Annotated in this window: 25 protein-coding genes and 2 pseudogenes; 15 read left to right on the top strand and 12 right to left on the bottom strand. The window is 62.7% G+C overall.

Features of this window, described 5'->3' with window-relative positions; genetic code table 11:
• The 4 genes from GR328_RS13635 to GR328_RS13620 are packed head-to-tail and all read left to right on the top strand — an operon-like array spanning nucleotide 1 to nucleotide 4,145.
• Complete coding sequence (locus GR328_RS13635) at nucleotides 1-882, top strand: SIS domain-containing protein (RefSeq protein WP_160885064.1); 882 nt, start codon at nucleotides 1-3, stop codon at nucleotides 880-882.
• A gap of 17 nt (nucleotides 883-899) precedes the next feature.
• Nucleotides 900-1,961, top strand: coding sequence for a D-TA family PLP-dependent enzyme (locus tag GR328_RS13630; protein ID WP_160885063.1), 1,062 nt, complete (start codon nucleotides 900-902; stop codon nucleotides 1,959-1,961).
• 47 nt (nucleotides 1,962-2,008) lie between these two features.
• Nucleotides 2,009-2,503: a hypothetical protein gene (locus tag GR328_RS13625; RefSeq protein ID WP_160885130.1), complete on the top strand. Its 495-nt coding sequence runs from the start codon at nucleotides 2,009-2,011 to the stop codon at nucleotides 2,501-2,503.
• Nucleotides 2,504-2,543: 40 nt separating this feature from the next.
• A complete protein-coding gene (locus tag GR328_RS13620; protein WP_160885062.1) occupies nucleotides 2,544-4,145 on the top strand; it encodes an N-acyl-D-amino-acid deacylase family protein in 1,602 nt (533 codons plus the stop codon).
• Nucleotides 4,146-4,241: 96 nt separating this feature from the next.
• On the opposite strand, the gene GR328_RS13615 is transcribed toward GR328_RS13620, so the two are convergent.
• Both GR328_RS13615 and GR328_RS13610 read right to left on the bottom strand, forming a co-directional pair.
• On the bottom strand, nucleotides 4,242-4,439 hold the full coding sequence (locus GR328_RS13615) for a hypothetical protein (RefSeq protein ID WP_160885061.1): 198 nt from the start codon (nucleotides 4,437-4,439) through the stop codon (nucleotides 4,242-4,244).
• A 36-nt stretch (nucleotides 4,440-4,475) separates the two neighbouring features.
• The gene (locus GR328_RS13610; RefSeq protein WP_160885060.1) at nucleotides 4,476-4,670 is read right to left on the bottom strand and encodes a PAS domain-containing protein; all 195 of its coding nucleotides are present in this window, start codon (nucleotides 4,668-4,670) and stop codon (nucleotides 4,476-4,478) included.
• A gap of 179 nt (nucleotides 4,671-4,849) precedes the next feature.
• Here GR328_RS13610 and GR328_RS13605 point away from each other — a divergent pair.
• From GR328_RS13605 to GR328_RS13575, 7 genes and pseudogenes are all read left to right on the top strand, one after another.
• Nucleotides 4,850-5,731, top strand: a pseudogene (locus tag GR328_RS13605) (AraC family transcriptional regulator); the annotation flags it as partial.
• A 187-nt stretch (nucleotides 5,732-5,918) separates the two neighbouring features.
• On the top strand, nucleotides 5,919-6,995 hold the full coding sequence (locus GR328_RS13600; protein WP_160885058.1) for an ABC transporter substrate-binding protein: 1,077 nt from the start codon (nucleotides 5,919-5,921) through the stop codon (nucleotides 6,993-6,995).
• Nucleotides 6,996-7,078: 83 nt separating this feature from the next.
• On the top strand, nucleotides 7,079-7,894 hold the full coding sequence (locus GR328_RS13595; RefSeq protein ID WP_160885057.1) for an ATP-binding cassette domain-containing protein: 816 nt from the start codon (nucleotides 7,079-7,081) through the stop codon (nucleotides 7,892-7,894).
• Nucleotides 7,891-9,150: a sugar ABC transporter permease gene (locus tag GR328_RS13590; protein ID WP_160885056.1), complete on the top strand. Its 1,260-nt coding sequence runs from the start codon at nucleotides 7,891-7,893 to the stop codon at nucleotides 9,148-9,150. Before GR328_RS13595 ends, GR328_RS13590 begins: the two co-directional genes overlap by 4 nt.
• A 25-nt stretch (nucleotides 9,151-9,175) precedes the next feature.
• On the top strand, nucleotides 9,176-9,904 hold the full coding sequence (locus GR328_RS13585; protein ID WP_160885055.1) for an SDR family oxidoreductase: 729 nt from the start codon (nucleotides 9,176-9,178) through the stop codon (nucleotides 9,902-9,904).
• 58 nt (nucleotides 9,905-9,962) lie between these two features.
• Entirely contained in the window at nucleotides 9,963-11,576 is a 1,614-nt protein-coding gene (locus tag GR328_RS13580) for an FGGY-family carbohydrate kinase (RefSeq protein WP_160885054.1), read from the top strand.
• A 141-nt stretch (nucleotides 11,577-11,717) separates the two neighbouring features.
• Nucleotides 11,718-11,984, top strand: coding sequence for a hypothetical protein (locus tag GR328_RS13575; protein ID WP_160885053.1), 267 nt, complete (start codon nucleotides 11,718-11,720; stop codon nucleotides 11,982-11,984).
• On the opposite strand, the gene GR328_RS13570 is transcribed toward GR328_RS13575, so the two are convergent.
• Together GR328_RS13570 and GR328_RS13565 are read right to left on the bottom strand one after the other, a co-directional pair.
• The gene (locus GR328_RS13570) at nucleotides 11,938-12,180 is read right to left on the bottom strand and encodes a hypothetical protein (RefSeq protein WP_205789989.1); all 243 of its coding nucleotides are present in this window, start codon (nucleotides 12,178-12,180) and stop codon (nucleotides 11,938-11,940) included. The genes GR328_RS13575 and GR328_RS13570 overlap by 47 nt on opposite strands.
• Before the next feature lie 172 nt (nucleotides 12,181-12,352).
• Entirely contained in the window at nucleotides 12,353-12,574 is a 222-nt protein-coding gene (locus tag GR328_RS13565) for a hypothetical protein (protein WP_160885052.1), read from the bottom strand.
• Between the two features lie 311 nt (nucleotides 12,575-12,885).
• On the opposite strand from GR328_RS13565, the gene GR328_RS13560 reads away from it, so the two are divergent.
• Nucleotides 12,886-13,038 (top strand): hypothetical protein, encoded by a 153-nt coding sequence (locus tag GR328_RS13560; protein ID WP_205789972.1) that lies wholly within the window; start codon nucleotides 12,886-12,888, stop codon nucleotides 13,036-13,038.
• 35 nt (nucleotides 13,039-13,073) lie between these two features.
• Here the strand turns inward: GR328_RS13560 and GR328_RS13555 are convergent, their stop codons facing one another.
• Nucleotides 13,074-13,568: a cation transporting ATPase C-terminal domain-containing protein gene (locus tag GR328_RS13555; RefSeq protein WP_160885051.1), complete on the bottom strand. Its 495-nt coding sequence runs from the start codon at nucleotides 13,566-13,568 to the stop codon at nucleotides 13,074-13,076.
• Nucleotides 13,569-13,722: 154 nt separating this feature from the next.
• On the opposite strand from GR328_RS13555, the gene GR328_RS26885 reads away from it, so the two are divergent.
• The gene (locus GR328_RS26885; RefSeq protein ID WP_205789971.1) at nucleotides 13,723-14,082 is read left to right on the top strand and encodes a hypothetical protein; all 360 of its coding nucleotides are present in this window, start codon (nucleotides 13,723-13,725) and stop codon (nucleotides 14,080-14,082) included.
• A 276-nt stretch (nucleotides 14,083-14,358) separates the two neighbouring features.
• Here the strand turns inward: GR328_RS26885 and GR328_RS13550 are convergent, their stop codons facing one another.
• Nucleotides 14,359-15,543, bottom strand: a complete 1,185-nt coding sequence (locus GR328_RS13550; protein WP_160885050.1) for a GGDEF domain-containing protein — start codon at nucleotides 15,541-15,543, stop codon at nucleotides 14,359-14,361.
• Nucleotides 15,544-15,707: 164 nt separating this feature from the next.
• Between GR328_RS13550 and GR328_RS13545 the strand changes: the two genes are divergently transcribed.
• The gene (locus tag GR328_RS13545) at nucleotides 15,708-16,004 is read left to right on the top strand and encodes a DUF7696 family protein (protein ID WP_246215855.1); all 297 of its coding nucleotides are present in this window, start codon (nucleotides 15,708-15,710) and stop codon (nucleotides 16,002-16,004) included.
• 128 nt (nucleotides 16,005-16,132) lie between these two features.
• Here GR328_RS13545 and GR328_RS28255 read toward each other — a convergent pair whose 3' ends face one another.
• From GR328_RS28255 to GR328_RS13520, 4 genes and pseudogenes are all read right to left on the bottom strand, one after another.
• Complete coding sequence (locus tag GR328_RS28255) at nucleotides 16,133-16,291, bottom strand: DUF4113 domain-containing protein (protein ID WP_343039385.1); 159 nt, start codon at nucleotides 16,289-16,291, stop codon at nucleotides 16,133-16,135.
• Nucleotides 16,292-16,534: 243 nt separating this feature from the next.
• Nucleotides 16,535-16,747 (bottom strand): annotated as a pseudogene (locus GR328_RS28575) (Y-family DNA polymerase); the annotation flags it as partial.
• Entirely contained in the window at nucleotides 16,744-17,172 is a 429-nt protein-coding gene (locus GR328_RS13530) for a LexA family protein (protein WP_343039381.1), read from the bottom strand. The gene GR328_RS13530 and the pseudogene GR328_RS28575, both read right to left, overlap by 4 nt.
• Nucleotides 17,173-18,634: 1,462 nt before the next feature.
• Nucleotides 18,635-18,847 carry a hypothetical protein gene (locus tag GR328_RS13520; protein WP_160885045.1) on the bottom strand — a complete coding sequence of 71 codons (213 nt, stop codon included), beginning with the start codon at nucleotides 18,845-18,847 and terminating at the stop codon, nucleotides 18,635-18,637.
• A 483-nt stretch (nucleotides 18,848-19,330) separates the two neighbouring features.
• On the opposite strand from GR328_RS13520, the gene GR328_RS13515 reads away from it, so the two are divergent.
• Nucleotides 19,331-19,858, top strand: a complete 528-nt coding sequence (locus GR328_RS13515) for a BA14K family protein (RefSeq protein ID WP_205789970.1) — start codon at nucleotides 19,331-19,333, stop codon at nucleotides 19,856-19,858.
• 210 nt (nucleotides 19,859-20,068) lie between these two features.
• On the opposite strand, the gene GR328_RS28570 is transcribed toward GR328_RS13515, so the two are convergent.
• On the bottom strand, nucleotides 20,069-20,203 hold the full coding sequence (locus tag GR328_RS28570; protein ID WP_160885043.1) for a head-tail connector protein: 135 nt from the start codon (nucleotides 20,201-20,203) through the stop codon (nucleotides 20,069-20,071).
• A 381-nt stretch (nucleotides 20,204-20,584) separates the two neighbouring features.
• Nucleotides 20,585-20,728: a hypothetical protein gene (locus GR328_RS26875; protein WP_205789968.1), complete on the bottom strand. Its 144-nt coding sequence runs from the start codon at nucleotides 20,726-20,728 to the stop codon at nucleotides 20,585-20,587.
• Nucleotides 20,729-20,843: the final 115 nt, after the last annotated feature.

Raw genomic sequence — 20,843 nt, 5'->3', positions numbered from 1 at the left:
GTGAAGGCGACGCAGGACATCATCGCAAGGGTTCGCAGATGGGCCACGGATGGATCGAAAGCAGAGCGCAAACTTGCCTCTCTGGTCCTTCGTGATCTTGCATATGTGTCGAAGGCGCCCATTGCCGATATCGCAAGTCGCGCCGGCGTGAGCGAGCCGACGGTGACGCGCTTTGCAAGATCGCTCGGCTGCGAGGGGATCCGCGACTTCAAGTATCATCTCGCCCAGGCCCTGGCCGTGGGCGGCAGCTATCTCAACCCCGCGCCTCTTCAGCGCGAAGAGCGCGAGGAGCGTGTCCTTGCCACCGTGTGCGGCAATGCCGTCGCCGCGATCGAGCGCGTGCGCTCCGGCATCGACATGGATACCGTCGGCTCGATCGCCGAACAGATCTCCGCCGCGCGCTCGATTCTGTCCTATGGTTCGGGCGGAAATTCCTCGAACATGGCGATGGAGTTGCACAACCGGCTGTTCCGCCTCGGCCTTTCCGTGATCGCCCATAGCGATGGTCAGATGCAGAGAATGACGGCCTCGGTAGTGACGCCGGAAACCGTCGTGATCGCATTCTCGATCTCCGGCTACTCGCCCTCTGTCGTCGATTCCGTCAGGACTGCCCGCCATTACGGGGCCAGAACCATTGCCGTGACCGCGCCCGGATCGGCCCTCGCCCAGGAGGCCGAGACCCTTCTGCCCTTCGCCGTACCCGAGGATAGCAATCTCTACAAACCAACCTCCGCGCGCTATGCGATGCTGGCAGTCGTCGACCTGATCGCGATGACGACAGCCGAGGCCATCGGCCCCTCCGTTCTCGAAGGCCTTCGCCGCATCAAGCACAGCTTGGCCGTAGTGAACGTCAACGACCCGAAACTTCCCCTTGGCGATTGAGAGACACCAGACCTGCAATGACGAAGATTCATGAACTGGATACCCCTGCCGTCCTGATCGACCTGGACCGTGTCGAGGCCAACCTCAGGCGCGCCCAGGACTACGCGGATGCAAATGGCGTGAAGCTGCGCCCCCACATCAAGACCCACAAGCTGCCGCTATTCGCCAAGCGCCAGATGGAACTCGGCGCCATCGGCATCACCTGCCAGAAGATCGGCGAGGCGGAGGTGATGGTCGAGGCCGGGATCACGGACATTCTCCTGCCCTACAACATCCTCGGCCAACCCAAGCTCAAACGTCTTCTCACGCTCGCACGGCGAGCATCCATCAAGGTCACCGCCGACAGCACGACCACCATCCAGGGCTACTCCGAGACCTTTTCCGGATCCGGTCTCACTCTTCCGGTTCTCGTCGAATGCGACACGGGCGGTGGGCGCGCAGGCGTCCAGTCCCCAGAGGAAGCGCTCGGCCTCGCTCGCCGCATCGCCGATTCCGAGGGATTGCGCTTTGCCGGCCTGATGACCTATCCCGCCAAGGGCATGGTCGCCCAGGCGAACGCGTGGCTCGAGCGCGCCAAGGCTCTTCTCGCGGAGGCAGGGCTCGCGCCCGAGATCGTTTCGACCGGAGGAACGCCGGATCTCTGGCACAGCAACGAGAACCAAGCGGCTACGGAGTATCGGCCGGGCACCTACATCTATCTGGACCGGTTCCAGGTTCAGGAAGGCGTGGGCGGCTTCGACGATTGCGCACTCACCGTGCTCGCCACCGTCGTCTCCCGCCCCACAGAGACGCGGGCGATCCTCGATACCGGTTCGAAGTCACTCACCAGCGATACGCTCGGGCTTTCGGGGTTTGGCCGCATCGTCGAATATCCGGAGTCCGCCATCGTGTCATTGAGCGAGGAGCACGGCATCGTCGACCTGACCCATTCGGCCGCAAAACCGAAGGTCGGCGAGATGGTCCGCATCATTCCCAACCATGTCTGCCCCGTGACGAACCTCTTCGACGAAGTGACGTTCGTACGCGGAGACGCCGTGGTCGACACGGTTCCCGTTTCCGCCCGCGGTAAAGTGCGGTGAGACGGCTCCCCTCCTCCCCTGCCCCATCATCTGGAGTTTCCGCCGTGATATCCCACACGCAGAATCCCTTCTCCGAGACGGATCCCGACCGCCGCGAGATCTGGACCATGCTGGTCGAGCGCGACATCGAAGCATTTCTTGCCGCCGACTGGTCCATGGTCGATTCCGATTTTCGCCGGGAAGGTTTCCTGGGCCTGCACGCGCACAAGTCGGAGATGCCCGACAGCTGGCGCCTCGATTTCCCGAACCTGGAAACCTACCGTGATGAATGGTTGAGACAGGCGAAAGCCGCGCAGGCCGTTGAATACGCGGAGCCCGTGCGCGACGCACTGTATCGCGCCACGAACATGCGCGACATCGACCTTCGGGGCGATACCGCCGTCTGCCATAAGAAGTTCGACGGAACCATCGCTCTCGAAGGTGGCGGCGTGGAGGTGCTGAACTGGCAGACACTGTATTTCTGCGCCCGCCTCGACGGACGCTGGAAGATCACTGGCTTCGTCGGCTATATGCCGTTCCCGATGGGCAAACCCCGCGCTTGAACCGGAACCGAAATTCTCTCAAGCAGCAGCAGAGAAGACGATGACGCAGGATTGGCTGATCCGAAACGCCCGGATCATCGATGGCACCGGAGCTCCCTGGTTCCGCGGCGACGTGCATATCGCCGGCGGGCGGATCGCCGCCCTCGGCTCCGCCTTGAAGGCAGAGCCGGGTGCCATCGTCGTCGATGCGCAGGACCGCTATCTCGCACCGGGATTCATCGACGCCCATTGCCACGACGACCTCATCTGCCTGCGCGAGCCGGACCGGCCCGAAAAGGCGATGCAAGGCGTGACGACAGTTGTCGTCGGCAATTGCAGCTTCTCGCTCTATCCGGCGCGCGGGCGATCCCGCGAGGACCTGCGCAAGCACTTCTCGGGCCTGCTTGGCCAGACGGCTCCCGAAGAGATCTTCGACGACTTCTCGGATTACCGCGACAGGCTTCATCGGGGCGTCGCCATCAACGTGGTCTCTCTCGTCGGCCATGCGGCCATGCGCCTCGCAGTCATGGGGAATGAGCGGCGCGCGGCGACGCCGGATGAGATCGCCGCCATGGAGGCTCTTCTCGACCGGCAGCTCGCTCAAGGAGCGATCGGCCTGTCCCTGGGGCTGGTCTACCCTCCCAGTGCCTTCGCGGATCTCGACGAAATGGTGGCGCTCGCCAAGGTAGTGAAGGCGCATGGCCGCCTGATGACCGCCCATGTGCGCAGTTACGAGGACCAACTTGTCCAGTCCATCGAGGAGTTCATCGAGATCCTTCGGCAATCCGGGGCTGCCGGCCTCCTGTCCCATCTCCAGTCGGCGGGACGTCCCAACTGGGGTCAGATCCCGCGCGCGCTGGAGACGCTGGAAGCGGCGCGGCGGGAAGGAATCGACATCAGCTTCGACATGTATCCCTATCCCGCGGGCAGCACCTACCTCCTGCAGCTTCTGCCGCCCGCGGCCCTCGAAGGGGGGCTCGACCGGCTCAAGCAGAGGCTGCGAGACCCGGAAATCGGCCCCGTTCTACGCCGCTGGGTGGAGAACGGAGGTCCTGCCTTCCATGGACAGAGCAAGCTGCATCTGATCGGCTGGGACAACGTGCGCATTTCAGGCATCAACAATCCTGCGCTCAAGCACCTGGAAGGCCTCGATATGCTTCAGGCCGCCGAACGAGAGAACATCGAGCCCTACGATCTCCTCATCCGCCTGGTGGAGGAGGACGAAGGCCAGACCGGCGTCATTCTTTTCCAGCTCGATGAGAGCGATCTGCATGCAGCCTGCTGCCACCGGCTGCACATGGTGGGATCCGATGGCCTGCCCCGCCCTGGCACGAAGCCTCATCCACGGGCTTTCGGCACCTTCCCCCGGATGATCGGCCCCTTGCGCCGGGATAAAGGCTGGTTCTCCGTCGAGGATGCGGTCCGGCGTATGACCTCGATCGCGGCCCAGCGCTTTTCCCTCCTGGATCGCGGCCTGCTGCGGCCCGACATGGTGGCCGATCTGGTGCTCTTCGAAGAGGGCGTGACCGACCGGGCGACGTTCGATGAATCCACCCAGCTCCCGTCCGGCATCACTCATGTCTGGGTGAATGGCGAGGCCATCGTGACCGACGGTGCGCCAACGGGAGCCCGTCCCGGCCGGGTGCTGCCCGTTATGGAATGAACGGATCGCAGGAACGTCCCGCCGCGCAAAAGCGGGAAGGCGGCGCGTCAACGCTGCGGCGCGGTCGGTCGATGAGGTTCCGTACTCAATATAGCGTTACGCTTCGTTGGGGCGCCCCTGCGCCGTGCGGGTCTGCAGAAGATCGAGGGACCCGCCGATACCCGTCAGGCGATTGTTGAAGCCATGGGCGATCCCGCCGGTGACCTGGCCGACGGCCTTCGTCTTCTGGTATTGGCGAAGCTGCTCCTCCAGCAATTTGCGCTGGGCCGCATCGCGGCCCCCGCCGTAGAACACGTCCTCCGCAGGGACGAAGGTCCAGCTGATCCAGTGCTAATCGCCATTCCTCGCATGAATGCGGACATCGAAATCTCTGATCGATTTGCTCCGGTGCAGGGCTTGAAGCATGTGCTGGCCGGCTGCGCGATCCTCCGGATGAATCCACGTCTCGAAGCGCGTGCCGACGACTTCCTCCTCGCGATAGCCGAGAAGGTCTGTTCTTGCCTTTCCGCCGGCAAGACGTGACATACATATTGCGGCAGATCGGGACATCGCCGCGTCAAAAAAGTATCAGTCTCTGCAGGGAAACGTGCTGGCATGCTTTCTCGGCGAGGATTACCGTCACAATCAGTGAGAGCCGAATATACGATCGGCCGGCTGGAGCGAGGGTCGATGCGGATGCCTGCATCGGTCTGGAGGAAACGGACATGGAGCCGGATCTCGAAGTCGTTCAGATTAGGCCCGGCGAGTCGTTTGCCGCCTGGTCGCACGGCTATCCGTATCGGACCGTACGCTGGCATTTTCATCCCGAGTACGAATTGCACCATGTCGTCGCTACCAATGGCCGCTACTTCGTCGGTGACTTCATCGGCGAGTTCGAGCCCGGCAACCTGGTTCTGACCGGACCGAACCTTCCGCACAACTGGGTCAGCGACGTTCCGAAGGATGCAATCGTCCCCCTGCGCTGCCGCATCATTCAATTCAGTGAGGACTTCGTCAGCGGAGCCATGAAGGCCCTGCCGGAGTTCGCTGCTTTGACCCCGGTGCTGGAAGCCTCCCGGCGAGGCGTTCTCTTCGACAAGGAGACCAGCCGCGAGGTGTCGCCGCTCATGGAAGAGGTAATGGATGCGCAAGGGGTGCGCCGCATCGAGCTGTTCATGATGATCGCGGGACTGCTGAGCCGCGCGCGGGGCTCGCGGATGCTGGCCAGCGCCAGCTATCTGCCCGATCCATCCGGCTACATGTCCGTCGGGATCAACAAGGCTTTGGCCTACATTCGCGAGAACCTGACCCGCCCCTTCAACGAGGCGGATCTGGCCGCGATCGCCGGGCAATCGACGAGCGCGTTTTCCCGGGCATTCCGGCAGCACACCGGCATGTCACTGGTACAGTATGTCAAACGGTTGCGCATCAATCTCGCATGCCAGATCCTGATGAGTGACGAGCAGGCCTCGATCACCAGCATCTGCTACGAAGTCGGCTACAACAATCTATCCAACTTCAACAGGCAGTTCCTGGCCGAGAAGGGCATGACTCCCTCCCGGTTCCGGCGCCTGTTGCTCGACAACATCAACACGGCGAAGGCCGCCCAACGGAGGAGTCAGGAAACAGCATCTCAGTCATCGAGGGAAAGAGTGGGCTCCACAGGAGAGCCCGCTGGAAGAGGCGCTCTGCTCTGACATCCCGCGGCGCAGGGAATCGACGCTCCTGCCAACGGCCGCCCATGAGCCGGCGCAATTCGACAGTATCATAAAAGGATCAACGGGAGAGAAACGGATGATCACATCTTCATGGAAACTCAGCGGCCTTGCGGCCCTCAGCCTGACACTGCTTGCCGGCACGGGCGCCGCCATGGCCCAGAACGCCAAGGCGGCCAACGCCACCGTCGCCTTCCTCATGCCGGACCAGGCCTCCACCCGTTATGAGGAGCACGACTACCCCGGCTTCAAGGCCGAAATGGAAAAGCTGTGCCCGACCTGCAAGGTCATCTACCAGAACGCCGACGCAAACGTGTCGCGCCAGCAGCAGCAGTTCAATTCGGCGATCTCGCAGGGCGCAAAGGTGATCGTGCTCGATCCGGTCGATTCCGCGGCGGCCGCCTCGCTGGTCAAGCAGGCTCAGAGCCAGGGCATCAAGGTGATCGCCTATGACCGGCCCATCCCCGATGCCAAGGCCGATTTCTACGTGTCGTTCGACAATCAGGCCATCGGCAAGTCGATCGCCGACTCGCTGGTGCAGCACCTGAAGAAGTCCAACGTGACCGCCTCCGAGGGCACGGGCGTGCTGCAGATCAACGGCTCGCCCACGGACGCCGCGGCTGGCCTCATAAAGAAGGGCATTCACGAGGGCCTCGACAACAGCGGCTATCCGATCCTGGCCGAGTACGACACGCCGGATTGGGCCCCGCCGAAGGCGCAGCAATGGGCCAGCGGTCAGATCACACGCTTCGGAAAGAACATCCTCGGCGTCGTGGCGGCCAATGACGGCACCGCGGGCGGCGCGATCGCGGCCTTCAAGGCTGCGGGCGTGAATCCGGTCCCGCCGGTCACCGGCAACGACGCGACCATCGCGGCGCTCCAGCTCATCATCGCGGGCGATCAGTACAACACGATTTCCAAGCCGAGCGAGATCGTGGCTGCCGCCGCTGCCAAGGTCGCCGTCCAGTTCCTGGAGGGCGGGACGCCGAAGGGCGAGACAACTCTCTATGACACCCCTTCGCAGCTGTTCGTTCCGGCTGTGATCACGGCGGAGAACCTGAAGGCCGAGATCATCGACAAGAAGATCAACACCGCCGAACAGCTCTGCACCGGCCGCTATGTCGAGGGTTGCAAGAAGCTCGGCATCATTCAATAACCGCCAAGAACCGTCCGGCCGCCGTCGCGGCGGCCGGACATCACGTGAGGCTTCTGACAAACGCCTCCAGGGTCACAGAAAACATGGACAATAACCAAGAGCAGCGCGAACTCGTGCTCAGCCTTCGCGGCATCTCGAAGAATTTCGGCGCCGTATCGGCTCTGACGGATATCGATCTGGACGTTCACGCGGGCGAGGTCGTGGCGCTGGTCGGCGACAACGGAGCCGGCAAGTCGACGCTGGTCAAGACTCTGGCCGGCGTTCACCAGCCGACATCGGGAACGATCACCTTCCGCGGCAAGCCCGTGACCCTCACCGACCCGAGCACCGCGCTCGGCCTCGGCATCGCCACCGTATTCCAGGATCTGGCGTTGTGCGAAAATCTCGATGTGGTCGCCAACATCTTTCTCGGGCGGGAACTCAGCCCCTACCGACTCGACGAAGTGTCCATGGAGCTGAAGGCCTGGACCCTGCTCAATGAGTTGTCCGCCCGCATTCCCAGCGTGCGCGAGCCGGTGGCTTCCCTGTCGGGCGGACAGCGCCAGACCGTCGCCATTGCGCGCTCCCTGCTGCTCGAGCCGAAGCTCATTCTCCTGGACGAGCCGACGGCAGCTCTTGGCGTCGCCCAGACAGCCGAGGTGCTCGACCTGATCGAACGGGTGCGGGACCGGGGGCTCGGCGTCATCATGATCAGTCATAACATGGAAGACGTGCGCGCGGTCGCAGACCGCATCGTCGTGCTCAGGCTCGGCCGCAACAACGGCGTCTTCGCCCCTGACGCCTCCAATGAGGAACTGGTCAGCGCCATCACGGGCGCTGCTAACAATTCGGTTTCGCGCCGCGCGCACCGGCGGCAGGCGCAGAGTGGACAAACCCCGGCACCGGAGGGACGCCAATGACCAAGAGCGCGGAGCAGAACGCGCACACGACCCCGATGCTCGATCGCAGAGACGAGCGCGTGAAGCATGCCGAGGGAGTCGGCGGCTCGATCCGCGCCTTCCTGGACAGGGTCCGTTCGGGGGATCTCGGCGCGCTTCCCGTCGTGGTCGGACTGGTGATCATCTGGACGGTTTTCCAGAGTCTCAACCCGGTCTTCCTGGCGCCCAACAATCTCGTCAATCTCCTGTTCGACTGCTCGACCGTCGGGGTCATCGCCCTCGGCATCGTCTGCATCCTGATCGTCGGCGAAATCGATCTGTCGGTCGGCTCCGTCAGCGGCTTCGCATCGGCGCTTCTCGGCGTCATGTGGGTCAACCAGGGCTGGCCGGTGGCGGCCGCCATCCTCGCGGCTCTCGTGTTCGGAGCCCTGATCGGCGCGCTCTACGCGGTCCTGTTCAACCGCTTCGGCATGCCGAGCTTCGTGGCGACGCTGGCGGGACTTCTGTCGGTCCTGGGCCTGCAGCTCTACCTTCTCGGTTCGACCGGTTCGATCAACCTCCCTTACGGCTCGCCGCTGGTCGAATTCGGCCAACTGCTTGTGATGCCCGATCCGGTCTCGTACGCCCTTGCCGCCCTCCCCGGCATCGTGATGTTCGTTCTGGGCTATCGGACGGCTGCTCGCCGCCGCGCCGCCGGGCTGTCGGCTCAGCCGATGAGCAGTCTGCTGCTCCGCTCTCTGGTGATCACCGTCATTCTGGAGTTCATCGTCTATTACCTGAATCTCGACCGCGGCATTCCATGGATGTTCGGTCTGTTCGTCGGGCTCGTGGTGGCGATGAACTACGCGCTGACCCGCACCAAGTGGGGTCGTCAGATGCTCGCCGTCGGCGGCAATCGCGAGGCCGCGCGCCGGGCGGGCATCAATGTCCGGTTCATCTATACGACGGCTTTCATGCTCTGCTCGGGGCTCGCCGCAGCCGGCGGCATTCTCTCCGCCGCGCGCCTGGCCTCCGCAAGCCAGCAGGCGGGCACCGGCGACGTCAACCTGAACGCCATCGCCGCCGCCGTCATCGGTGGGACGAGCCTCTTCGGCGGACGCGGCAGCGCCTATTCCGCCCTGCTCGGCATCATCGTCATCCAGTCGATCGCCAGCGGCCTGACGCTGCTCGATCTCTCCTCATCGCTTCGGTACATGATCACCGGCGCCGTGCTTGCCATTGCGGTCATCGTGGACTCGCTGGCACGCCGCTCGCGCGCGTCTCATGGCCGGGCCTGAAGCAATCGAACGAAAAGGAACTGCCATGGGCGAGAAACTATCCGGGAAGGTCGCGGCAATCACCGGAGCAGCCTCCGGCATCGGCCTCGAATGCTCGAGGATCATGCTTTCCGAGGGTGCGCGCGTGGTGCTGGTCGACCGCGACGAGGACGCGCTGAAGGCGGTCTGCGCGGATCTCGGGCCCGGGGCCATTCCCCTGCGCATCGACCTCACCGATCCGGCAAGCGTCTCCCGTATGATGCCGCAGATCCTCGAGCAGGCGGGTCAGCTCGACATCTTCCACGCCAATGCGGGATCCTATATCGGCGGCGAGATTCTGAAAGGCGATCCCGATGCCTGGGACCGCATGCTGAATCTCAACATCAATGCCGCATTCCGGTCGGTCCATGCAGTGCTGCCGCACATGGTGGAACGCAAGACAGGCGACATCATCGTGACGAGTTCGATCGCCGGTCTCGTTCCCGTCGTATGGGAGCCGATCTATACCGCATCGAAGCATGCGGTGCAGGCCTTCGTGCACACGGTCCGGCGGCAGGTGGCCCCCCACGGCCTGCGCGTCGGCGCGGTCGCGCCCGGCCCGGTCGTCACGGCCCTGATCAAGGACTGGCCCCAAGAAAAGCTCGACGCGGAGCTCGCGGCGGGCGGCCTGATGCAGCCGGTCGAAGTCGCCGAAGCCGTCCTCTTCATGCTGACGCGTCCCAGGAACGTGACCATCCGCGATCTCGTCATCCTGCCGCAGAGCAACGACCTGTAAGATCACCGTCGGCGCAAGCCGTCACCGCTCTCGACATTCCCTGAACGGTTGAACAGCCATGGCAAACCATTTTCTCGGCATCGATGTCGGCACCGGCAGCGCCCGCGCCGGGCTCTTCGACGAACAGGGTACTCTGCTCGCCTCCGCCAAGGCCGATATCGCGATCTGGCATGAGCCCGGCGGCATCGTAGAGCAATCGAGCAGCGACATCTGGCGCGCCGTTTGTGCCTGTGTGCGCGATACGGTGAGGACGGCGGGCGTCGCGCCCGAGAGCGTTTCGGGAATCGGCTTCGACGCCACCTGCTCCCTCGTCGTCCTCGGCTCGGACGGAGAGCCCCTCCCTGTGGGACCATCCGGGGACCCCGAGCGCAACATCATCGTCTGGATGGATCACCGCGCCACTGAGCAGGCGCGCCGGATCAACGCCTCCGGCGAGGCGGTGCTGAACTATGTGGGTGGCTCCATTTCGCCGGAAATGGAAACGCCGAAGCTCCTGTGGCTCTCCGAGAACATGCCCGAGACCTTCGCAGGGGCCTGGCAGTTCATGGACCTTGCCGATTTCCTCACCTGGAAAGCCACGGGGAGCCTTGCGCGTTCCACCTGCACAGTCACCTGCAAGTGGACCTATCTGGCGCACGAGAACCGCTGGGACGACGGCTATTTCAGAAAGGTCGGGCTCGACACCCTCGCCGATGAAGCCTTCCGCCGAATCGGCACCGAGGTCGTGCCGGGCGGCACCGCTCTCGGCAGCGGCCTGACCGCTCAGGCGGCCGCCGATCTCGGCCTGCGGCCCGGCACCCCTGTCGGCGCGGGCCTCATCGACGCTCATGCGGGCGGCGTAGGAACCGTCGGCGCACGCGGCAATGTGGGCAATGTCCTTACGCGCATGGCCTATGTGTTCGGCACCTCCGCCTGCACCATGTCCTCGACCCGGGAGCCCGCTTTCGTCCAGGGCGTATGGGGTCCGTACCACTCCGCCATGATCCCCGGCCTATGGCTCAACGAAGGCGGCCAATCGGCAGCCGGAGCGGCCATCGATCATCTGGTCCGGATGCACCCGGCTTCTGAGCAGGCAGCCAGGACGGCGCGCGAGAGCGGCACGAGCCTGAGCCAATGGCTGTCGTTCGAGGCCGAGCGGCGCGGCGGCGCGGCGGCAGTGCCCGGTCTGATCGGCGGCGTGCACGTCGTTCCCGAGTTCCTCGGCAATCGCGCCCCGTTCGCCGATCCGGAGGCGCGGGCCGTGATTGCCGGACTCGGCATCGACAGCGATATCGACAGCCTCGTCGCCCTCTACCTCGCGGGGGTCTGCGGTCTGGGCTATGGCGCCCGTCAGATCCTACGCGCGCTCGATGACGAGAACGTCCTCATCGACACCATCGTGGTGAGCGGTGGCGCCGGCCAGAGCCCGCTCGTGCGGCAACTTCTCGCCGACACGACGGGGAAAGTCGTCGCCGCTCCCGTTTCGCAGGAGCCGGTGCTGCTTGGGTCCGCCATCCTCGGGGCCGTCGCGGCAGGCCACTACGCCGATGTCAACGAAGCCATGGGCGAGATGTCCGCCATGGGCGAGACCTATCAGCCGAATCCGGCATTGGCGGATTGGCACGAGAAGCGTTTCAAGGCTTTCGAACTGCTTCAGCAGACAGCACGAGCTATCCGATCGGAGGGCACCTGAGGCCGGTCCCGCCTTCGCGCCAGAAGCCGTTCCACAACTCACGGATACGTGTGCATCGGCAGCTTTGACCGGCGGCACCGTCCATCCTAGGTTCTCGGCCCCGCAACGGAATCGTTCTTCGCTTCAAACAAGGGAGCACCGATGCAGCGCATCATCCCTGGCCTTGCATTTCTTGCCTTCAGTATCGCGTCCACAGGCGGCGCCTTCAGCGCCGACAACACGCGCGTCCAGCACCGGAACTGGATCCGCAAGCTGGATACGCCGGGAGGGACCCTGGTCGATTCGCTGGACGTGATCATGGAGGATGAGACCTCACGGCGCCTCATGCCGGGCGGAACCGCCTCCCAGCACCGGTCCTGGATCAAGAAGCTGGAAACATCGGATCCTGTGAACGGAGTGTCCTTGTAGGCTTCCGAGACGGAACCGCAGCCTGGCGTCCAATCACGAGAGCCTGCAACGGGGCGTCGCCGCCTCGGGCCGGCGGATGCTCCGCCACGGCGGGCTTGCGAACATGCGCGCGGTCGAGCTCCTCCGCGAGCTCGGGCATGTTGGGCGGGGCCGCATCGGCAAGTACCGGCAGCTTCTCGTGATCGGCGGCGGTCAGAGTGATGCGAGGTTCGAGGCCGCACCTCGCTTCCGATGCTCACGCGGCCAGCCATCTCCGCGGACAAAATCAGGTCATGTAGACATCGCTGAGATCGACCATGTTCAGGACCCGGCAGCCTGCTGGCGCTGCGCCTGAACCTGCCTGAGCTGAGCCTGAAGCGGCTCGACATTCATGTGGGCGAGGGAATCCGCCCCGCCCTGACGAACTCGCCCTTTTTGACCAGAATATCGGTTGCCCGGCCGCCGGACTTCGCGGCGATGTCGATTCCGACGGCCCCGATCCGGCCGTTGCCGCTGGCCAAACCCTCAGGCAAGCCCTCCAGCTGGAGGAGCCGCCACACGCCACGGGGAAGCGCGACGCCCCCGCCACGGCCGCAAGTCTGAACAGACATCCGCTCGCCTTCTTCATCATGAGCCGAGTTCAACTTCCCGCAGGCATGAGCCGATCGGAAGATCCGCCCCATGGACATTGCTCGGGGAGCAGCCGGTCCAGCCTGCAACATGGGAGACATGATCAGGTTAAAAGCGGCGCTGGCCTTAAATCGCGACGGCTCAACGGGCGTTGACACCGATCGAAGCCGATGGACGTCTGAACAGATTCCGACATTCCCGCAATGCGGGGAACATGGGCTTCCTCCGAAACCCATCGGTATCCAACGAGCATGTCAGAGAGGATGAGAGGATACTTTCTGCAATAGCCCTTATGACGGCATGCGCCGTCAGCGCCCCGGCCTCGGCGGGGGTCGTCGGAAAGGTCAGAACGGGTTGGGTCGGCCATGACATCGTCGTCGAAGCCATCGCGGATCCCGAAGTCCGGGTGGCCCTTCTCCTGCTGACCCTGATCGTCGCGATCTAGCGTTCCGGCCCAATCACTGGAGGATGAAGGTCACGTCACACCACACCGGCGGGACACGCCTCTTTGCGGCTCGCCGTCGCGGGCACGGCCCCGCGTCTCGAGGGAAGATCTGCACCTGGGCCGCTGTCGCGGGAGATTCCGCCGCGGGCGGGGCCTCGTCCCTGAGCCTTGTTCCGAGCCTGCCCGACACCTGTCCGCTCATGTCGTCCGCTCCACCGGCCGCGCGGCCTGGGCGGCACGCGCATGATTGCATCATCGACAGGATTGCCCCGGAGAGCGACCGCAGGCGCGCCATCGGTCACGCGATCGATCCAGGGGATGTGCGTCGCCAGAAGCGGCAGCACGACACTTCCGCTTCCATCAGGCCCCATTCCGATGACGTCCGCCATCAGGACGTCGAAGAACTTCGTCATCACCTCACCGATACTTGAGGTGAGCAGGTACCGGAGGAGTTTTCCGACGTTCGAGAGTACCGAGCGCCCTTCCTCGACGGCAGCTACGACGGTCGCGAAGTTGTCGTCGGCCAGCACGATGTCGGCGCCATGCAGCCGAGAACGAGGCCCGTCTGGAGGGTGAGGCACGTGTCCGGAGGCAGGCTCGCCTCGACTGAATGGTACAGGAGTGCGAGACCGCCGAGCGGGTCCACCAGATGCAGCAGCCCGCCACATTAGGGTTCCGTCAGGAATGCCTGATGCCAAGGCTGAGAACGAGCGGCTGCGGGGTGCGCTCGTGGATGCCAAGAGGACCGTCCAGATCAGGGGTGCTTACGCCGACAAATACTTTCAGGAGAAGTGGAACTCTGCCGGTGATATTGCGGCCATAGATGCCGCCCTCAGCGTCCGCGGTGGAGGCCAGCAGCGGCGGGACGCGGAGCGGCCCGATCCAAAAGACGCTAGCGCGGCGGACCAGCCGGACGCCCCAATCCCTCTCTCAGTAGCGGAGGAACAGGTAAGCAATGGCAAGCTCCGAACATTCACTCCAAACCATCTCAAAAGAGGCCCGAACCGTTTGGCCCGCCCAGAAAGAGGACGTGAGAACGAGTGAAAAGGCTCCATATTGGCAAGACTTTCACGCCCCCGAGACAGGCCTGACGGAAGATGAGTGCCCCTATCCGGCTGAGACACAAGCCCATGCCGACTGGAGGGAAGGCTTCAAGGAGGCAACGGCTTTCAAAGAACAGTGATAAGGCATAACCCTCTCTGCACTCTTCCCTGCCATACCGATAGCGCCCAGGTCTGGTCTCCGTTCGAGGCAACCAGTGCCCGTGCGATCCTCAACACGACCAGTCACGACTGTCGTGAGCGAACCCGAGGGGCCTATTCACGAAACCTCACGACGCAGGCCACGCCTGCTTTCGCCGGCATCAGAACCTGCCTTTCGACTCCACTCGGCAACCTCAATGCGGTTTCGCCCGGATCGTTTCGCGAGGTAAAGTGACGTATCGGCGGCAGAATACACCTGCTCTAGCCCTTCGCCCGGGCCGCAGTAAGCGATCCCCGCGGACAGGGTCACCTGAACCCGCTGGCCAGCCGCCTGAATGGGAGTTTTCTCGACCTCCTCGAGAAGCCCTCGCACGGCCTGAACAACCTCGTGGACTGAAGCCTCCGGCGCGATCAAGGCAAACTCCTCTCCACCAAAGCGAGCCACCATGCCGAAAGTCGCCAGATGTGCCGTGATCATTCTTCCGATCTTTTGCAGGACGATATCGCCGACCTGATGGCCATAGGTGTCATTGACGCTCTTGAAGTGGTCAATGTCCACGAGGGCCATAACCATGGGCAGAGCAGCGGAATCCTGAGCGGCTTTCATGAGAAAGCGTCGGTTCGGCAATCCGGTCAGCTCGTCATGGCGCGCCTGTTGGTCGCTGTCGCGCTCCGCTCTCATCGTTGAAACCAGCATGGCGCTCAGCCGATAGACGGCCTTGCTCATTGCATAGAGATAGAATGGGATCTGAAGCGCCGTCAGCAGCATGATAAGTTCGCCAGACAGGACGGCCCCGAGACAGATCGGACCGAAACTCAGCACCATCATTGCGGTCGCCAGGCGTGGCGCCGCGAAGTTGCGAAAACAGATCCCGCCCATCATGGCGGCTGAGGAGAGGCAGGCTAAGGCCGCAATGACCCAATCGCCACTCAAGAGGCTTATGAAGCCTCCGGCTCCTACGCTGGCCGCCCAGACGAGCGCCAGGACAAGGTAGAGGTCCGTTGGGGTCTCACGTGCCTCGTCTGCCGCTTTATAGGCAATCAGGATCAGGCAGGTTCGGGCCAGACAAAGCAAAACCTCGAACACGAACCACGCCAGGAAAGCAGGCTCTGGGCGCCGTGCTGCAATCACGGCGGAAACCAGCACGGTATTGGCCACACCACCGATAAAGATCGGTAAGGTTCCGTACAGGCTTGAGATCAGGGCAGCCCTGATTTCGAAGGGTGCGTCCTGGTTCGGATCGGCGAACCACCGCATCAGGCGCGACTTGGGGAGGCTAAAAGCACGATCCTTGTACATCATTGATGCAGCCCCTGCGGTGTAGAATATTTCGTTGCGCGGCACAGGACCTCTATCTTGGCGGTCAGCGCACATTCGCGCTTTCTGACATGCCGTCAGCGGAAAGCAACCTAGGAATACCTCCCTTGCACTGCGTCACACGGGCATTCCCAATCAGGAACATCTGGATGAACTCTCTTTTCATCCTTCCCTGCCACATCTTCGATATGACCTATTCCCGAGACACCACCGCCATCTCCGAGATCACCGGCCAGGCCGTAAACACCTGGTCGGAGGAATGGCAGCACGAATGTGAAGCCCGAGCCGTCCTGAAAATGTCCAAGGAAGAGCGTGACAGGTTCTTCAACGGCAAGAAGGATGCAGATGGAAAGACCATTGACCGCGGTGTCATCAGTATTCGAGGGCTCAAGTCCGCCGAACAGATCAGGACAACGGTGGAACGCATGCAGGTCGCACGGGGCTAGCAATCATAATCTGCGGTCTCGGTCGGGTAGCTGACAGACGGCACGGATTACCCAACGTAAGGTGACCTCACGGTCCATTATTTGCCCCTACGGGCCGAACCTTGAAGCGCCCCGAGAGAGGGGGCGCTTTATTTTTCGGGCAATCTGGGGCAAGTCGGCCATTCTCGTGGTGAAGTGCGGGGACCGGTTCTTGAACTTTTGGTCTCCCAAGGCTTCGCGGTGCCGGCAGCCGCCCGGGTCACGGCGCCTCGACCGAACCGGGCATTGGCGGCATCCCTGGCCGCCATGTGCCGCCCTCCCCGGCCCGGATCGAAGCCGCCGAAGAGTGCCCGCTGGGCCTCGTCCATCGACATGAGATCGTCCGTCATGACCCCGGCCTTGCAGTAGCGATAGCCGTCCCGTCAGATCTGCCGCGCACCGGCCTCGGCCGCCATCACAAGAATAATGGTGTCGTTGATCGCCTCGATCAGATGCACCGTCGTTGAGACGCTCCGCTGCGGCTGGTCCGTGTCATGGCCTAAGGTGTGATAGAAGACCGCCACCCTTTCCCGCTTGCAGAGCTCCCGGATCCTGAAGAAGGGCTCGCCCATGCGGATGCTGAGCGCCTTGGCCTCCGCCGCTCTGGCCACGGCGCAGCCGTCATTGTGCGACAGGACGATGACCGGCCGTCCCTTAAGGTAGGGATCGAACACCCGCTCCCACGAACAGTAGAACGAATTGCCCTCGATGAGGGCGAAGGTCATGTCCAGGCCTCGTACATCCGGCGATAGGTGCTCAGAACAACCCCGAAGATCAGATATTCGCTGTGCTCCGACATCTGGAACGGAGGGAACTCGTCGTTCTCGAAGGCGAAGCGAACCCGACCACCCTTGATCATCAGGCGCTTGACGCTGCGCTCGCCATCGATGTCCACGACGACGACATGGCGGTTGGCCGGGGTGATGCTGCGGTCGACGATGAGAAGGTCGCCAGGGAAGATCCTGGCCTTGATCATCGAGTAGCCGCCGACCTTGAAGAGGAAGGTGAAAGCAGGATTGGGCGCCATCCACCGGGGGAGCTCGACCTGTTCCTCGATGTAGTCCTGTGCCGGAGATGGGAAGCCAGCACACAAAACATGACCGTACAGCGGGACACGCACCGTCCCGCTGCCGCTGATCTGTGTCAGCACGTCCGCCCTCCATGTCTTCAAGAACATAAAGGGAACATCTTTACCTAAGGTGAGTCAAATAGACCCGGAACTACGTGTGGATAGCGGGGAAACCCGGGTGGTCAGGACAGCAAACGTGTAGGCCGCTGGCCTGAGCCAGCAGGACGCAAATCGGGCACACGGATCGGCGTCATTCAGACCTCATCTCACGAGATGCAAGGCGCGTTCTCGGCGATGCCTGATGTCCTAAGCTATTGTCCTGGCCAGGGGAGATCATAGCGACGGCAGCCTTTGCAAGCTGGCGGAAGGTCTCCTTCACGTCTTCGGGTGCCTGCTCCCAGGTCTGCTCGTCGTTGTCGACGACGTAAAACGCTCGAGCGACGTTGTCGATTGCCCTGTCCCGGTCCATCTTGGTTCCCCTACTTCGACCTCTTTGAGCATAAACGCCTATCGGGCCGATTTATTCCCTAGAACGTATGGTCTAGACCATACGTCATAGCCGGCAGGGATCTGTCGCCGGCATTGCCTATGAACGAACACGCCCTGCCCACCTGAGCCAGCGGGGCGCATTGTGCAAGCGACATGCCGCATCACCTGGGAAGGGGCGATTCGAGTCGGGCAGCTTGCCGGCAAGGCGCAGATCTAGCCCTTAGCGCGAATTGCGACCTCAGGAGCGACAGGGCATGAAATTACGAACTCGGAATGCAATGACGTGATCTCGGCCCCGCTCACGAGCGTGCAGGATTTCAGATCCGGTCGTTCAGCCATGTACTCCAGAACGGCTTCCTCGTGCCGCACACCAGTCATGCCCACGCTTCGCTCAAGCCCATTGTACTCCTCACAGAAAGCTTGCCGGGCCTCTGATATTTCGTACGCTCTCACGAGAATTCGCGGCTCTCCAGGGATTCGATAGACCTGATATCCCCCACCGCACTGGGTGCTCACGTTCGCGTAGCCCACCCCCCAATAGTCGGACAATGTGCCTACTGAGGAAGGCGATGCACATGCCGAAAGTGACATGGCAAATGCGGCAACTAGAACGAACGACCGATTGAGCATCTATTCCCCGCTGGCGAAGTACAAGCGCCCTTACCTAACAGCAACTGCCAAGGTTGTCTCCCCCGTAGAGGCAGAGATCAGGCCAGCCTTCGCTGGCCCTGTGGCCGGTCGGCTCCTTCACGAAGCCGCCGAGCTCCCCGACCGGTGACTGATGACCTCTCGAGGCAGGCTGTCCAGCCGGTCGCCGAGCTTCTCGATCGATCCTGCCAACCGAACTCAACCAAGCGGGCGTACTAGGCCGTCGCAACGCCGGCCACGATGCGCATCGTGAGATCCGGATCGTTTTCCCCGGCCTCGCCGACGCCGCGCATTGGCATTGTCAGGCGTTTGGGAGCCCTTCAGGACGCGGATTGAACGCTCAGGCGCCCCGCTGTCCTTCGGTGCGGGACGCCGCTGCATGGCGGCGATTTCTCCAGACTCCTGCTCAAGCGCGGGAGCGATCGCCTGCCTTGCCTTTTGGGGCAGTGCCGCCAGCTTCGGCGGCAGTTTCTCCCTGTTCTGCACTTTCGCCATTGATGATCTCCATGGATCCGGCTGCGTTCGCGGCCTCGTACTCGGCCCCGGTGATCTTCACCTCGTCGCCAGCCTTGCGGGCCGCGACGACGGAGGCGCGGAAGCAATGGTCGAATCTCTTCATTCGATTCGAATGGTCTTGGTCAAGGCCGACCACTCACCCAGACACTCACGGGATTGATGCCCTGGAGCCGCGAGGCCGTGACGGTTTCGCCGCGACCCGCGCGGCAACCGTGAACTGATCCGTTCGAGGCCCGAAAACCTGGATGCTGAAGCCATGAACAATGATCGCGACCCAACCCATGCGCTGCTCTGCTACTGGCTTGAGCCGGAATGCTCCCCGACGCTGCGGGACATGGCTGCGCCCCCCCGGCGGCAGGGCTCCACTACATCGGGGAGGAGGCCGTCATGGCCGTCCGGTGCTTCGCCAATGCTGCCGGCGCGTCCTTGGTCGGGGTGGCCCGCAACATCAGCAGAAGCACTTGAGGGAGCAAGCGCATTGCCGGCTCATTACGAAAGCTTAATGCCAGCATTCAGATGGCATTCACCGGCTTGATCCCACTCTCTGCACAGGCGAAGAGATAAAACACGTCCTGTGGAGTATGAAATGAATAAGGTTATTTCGGGTGTTTGCGCAGCTTCTATGGTCATGAGTATTGTTGGTGCATCCGTATCAGCTGCTCAGGCCGCGCCGATACCTGTCATCAAGCATGACACTGCCAGCAATCAGGTTCGGCAGGTGCAGGTCCGTCGCGACCATGACAGAGATCGTTTCGACCGGCGCCGTGATGAACGCTCACGTGTCGAACGTCGTGCTGTTCGTCCGCGTTTCGAACATCGCGGCAGATACGGCTACTACAACGGGCATCGCGGATATCGCGAGTACCGCCGTGGTTATCGCCAGTCCAACGGGTGGTGGTTTCCCCCGGCAGCCTTTGTTGCTGGAGCAATCATCGGAGGCGCAATAGCCAATCAGCCGGCGGTTGCGGCGCCGCCGGTATACGCACCAGTTCGCCTGAGTGCAGCACACGTCAACTGGTGCACGAACCGCTGGAAGTCCTACCGGATATCTGACAACACCTATCAGCCATACAATGGTCCACGGCAGGCATGCGTCTCGCCATATGGCGGTTAAGAGCAGCTTCCAATGCAGCTTGAATTGAGGCGGTTCTTCGGAGCCGCCTTTTTCTATGGAGTAAACCTTGCCCAGTATATGGCAGCTTTGCGACCGCATCACTTTCCAGGCTCGCGATAAGATTGACGACGGCTACGGCAACGAGGTACCCGAACTCCCTGTTTCCGCCTGCCCGGCTGTTCGGCATTCAGGGCATGAACGTCCTTGCCGTCAGCAAAGCGGGTGTCGGTGTGTAGCCGCTGTTGCTGCGCCGATGAGGGTGGTGAGGTAGGCGTCATCGTCCGGGTGGTCTGGACGGAGGTGTTCCTTCGCCTCATTGAGCGGCACGATGAGCTCGGCCGCCATTCCCGGGATCAGCATCGATCTGCCATTGTCATCAACTTGTCGTTCGACTCACCTAGTGAACATGCGCGGCCGCTTGGCTGGAGAGACAAGGGCGGTACCCGGGGGGCAATGCCGCCCTTGTCTCTCAACCAGCATCAGTCCGCTTGCTCCAGCCCTTCGGCTCAGGGGTTTTCTTCCCGGCATCCGCAGACGCCTTGCCTTTCAATTCAACGGCACAGCCTGCCTTCAGGAGCTTCTTGGTGTGTCCACGATCTCAGCCGTGGAGCCGCGCGCGATGTTCACATTCCCGAGGCGGAACGTCCTCAATGCCTTTGATCTGAATGGTTTTCTCCTTTGAGCGAGACCGCGTCGCGATGAGGCGGTCCGCTTCACTCATGTTGATCACGGAGTGGTCGGAACAGCGGCGCCGAAGTCCCCAGCAACGAAAGCTCCAGGACGTCTCATGGCGAGGGCCAGGCGCTCCTCGCAGCGGATCGAACCCATGCTCTTCTCGAAGCCGTCGACGTTCTCGGTGGAAATGACCACGTTGGCGTCTTCACGGTCAAAGATCTGAGCGCCGGTCTGGAGGGGATGGAGCCGCCGCGCGTGGCTTTGGTGAGCTCGATGCGCGCCCAATCCGTGGAGTGGATCACGAACGCAG

Source organism: Microvirga makkahensis (assembly GCF_009830105.1).
Lineage (GTDB): Bacteria > Pseudomonadota > Alphaproteobacteria > Rhizobiales > Beijerinckiaceae > Microvirga > Microvirga makkahensis.
This window is presented reverse-complemented; position numbering and strand designations above follow the sequence as displayed.

Excerpts from the sequence above, each read along its gene's own strand:
- GR328_RS13585 (WP_160885055.1), top strand. The coding sequence starts at position 9,176 with ATGGGCGAGAAACTATCCGGGAAGGTCGCGGCAATCACCGGAGCAGCC.
- GR328_RS26885 (WP_205789971.1), top strand. The coding sequence starts at position 13,723 with ATGCCTGATGCCAAGGCTGAGAACGAGCGGCTGCGGGGTGCGCTCGTG.
- GR328_RS13590 (WP_160885056.1), top strand. The coding sequence starts at position 7,891 with ATGACCAAGAGCGCGGAGCAGAACGCGCACACGACCCCGATGCTCGAT.
- GR328_RS28570 (WP_160885043.1), bottom strand. The coding sequence starts at position 20,203 with ATGGCGGCCGAGCTCATCGTGCCGCTCAATGAGGCGAAGGAACACCTC.
- GR328_RS28255 (WP_343039385.1), bottom strand. The coding sequence starts at position 16,291 with ATGGCGGCCAGGGATGCCGCCAATGCCCGGTTCGGTCGAGGCGCCGTG.
- GR328_RS13565 (WP_160885052.1), bottom strand. The coding sequence starts at position 12,574 with ATGTCTGTTCAGACTTGCGGCCGTGGCGGGGGCGTCGCGCTTCCCCGT.
- GR328_RS13610 (WP_160885060.1), bottom strand. The coding sequence starts at position 4,670 with ATGTCACGTCTTGCCGGCGGAAAGGCAAGAACAGACCTTCTCGGCTAT.
- GR328_RS13630 (WP_160885063.1), top strand. The coding sequence starts at position 900 with ATGACGAAGATTCATGAACTGGATACCCCTGCCGTCCTGATCGACCTG.
- GR328_RS13600 (WP_160885058.1), top strand. The coding sequence starts at position 5,919 with ATGATCACATCTTCATGGAAACTCAGCGGCCTTGCGGCCCTCAGCCTG.
- GR328_RS13545 (WP_246215855.1), top strand. The coding sequence starts at position 15,708 with ATGAACTCTCTTTTCATCCTTCCCTGCCACATCTTCGATATGACCTAT.
- GR328_RS13520 (WP_160885045.1), bottom strand. The coding sequence starts at position 18,847 with ATGAAGAGATTCGACCATTGCTTCCGCGCCTCCGTCGTCGCGGCCCGC.
- GR328_RS13515 (WP_205789970.1), top strand. The coding sequence starts at position 19,331 with ATGAATAAGGTTATTTCGGGTGTTTGCGCAGCTTCTATGGTCATGAGT.
- GR328_RS13620 (WP_160885062.1), top strand. The coding sequence starts at position 2,544 with ATGACGCAGGATTGGCTGATCCGAAACGCCCGGATCATCGATGGCACC.
- GR328_RS13575 (WP_160885053.1), top strand. The coding sequence starts at position 11,718 with ATGCAGCGCATCATCCCTGGCCTTGCATTTCTTGCCTTCAGTATCGCG.
- GR328_RS13560 (WP_205789972.1), top strand. The coding sequence starts at position 12,886 with ATGACGGCATGCGCCGTCAGCGCCCCGGCCTCGGCGGGGGTCGTCGGA.
- GR328_RS13595 (WP_160885057.1), top strand. The coding sequence starts at position 7,079 with ATGGACAATAACCAAGAGCAGCGCGAACTCGTGCTCAGCCTTCGCGGC.
- GR328_RS13580 (WP_160885054.1), top strand. The coding sequence starts at position 9,963 with ATGGCAAACCATTTTCTCGGCATCGATGTCGGCACCGGCAGCGCCCGC.
- GR328_RS13550 (WP_160885050.1), bottom strand. The coding sequence starts at position 15,543 with ATGATGTACAAGGATCGTGCTTTTAGCCTCCCCAAGTCGCGCCTGATG.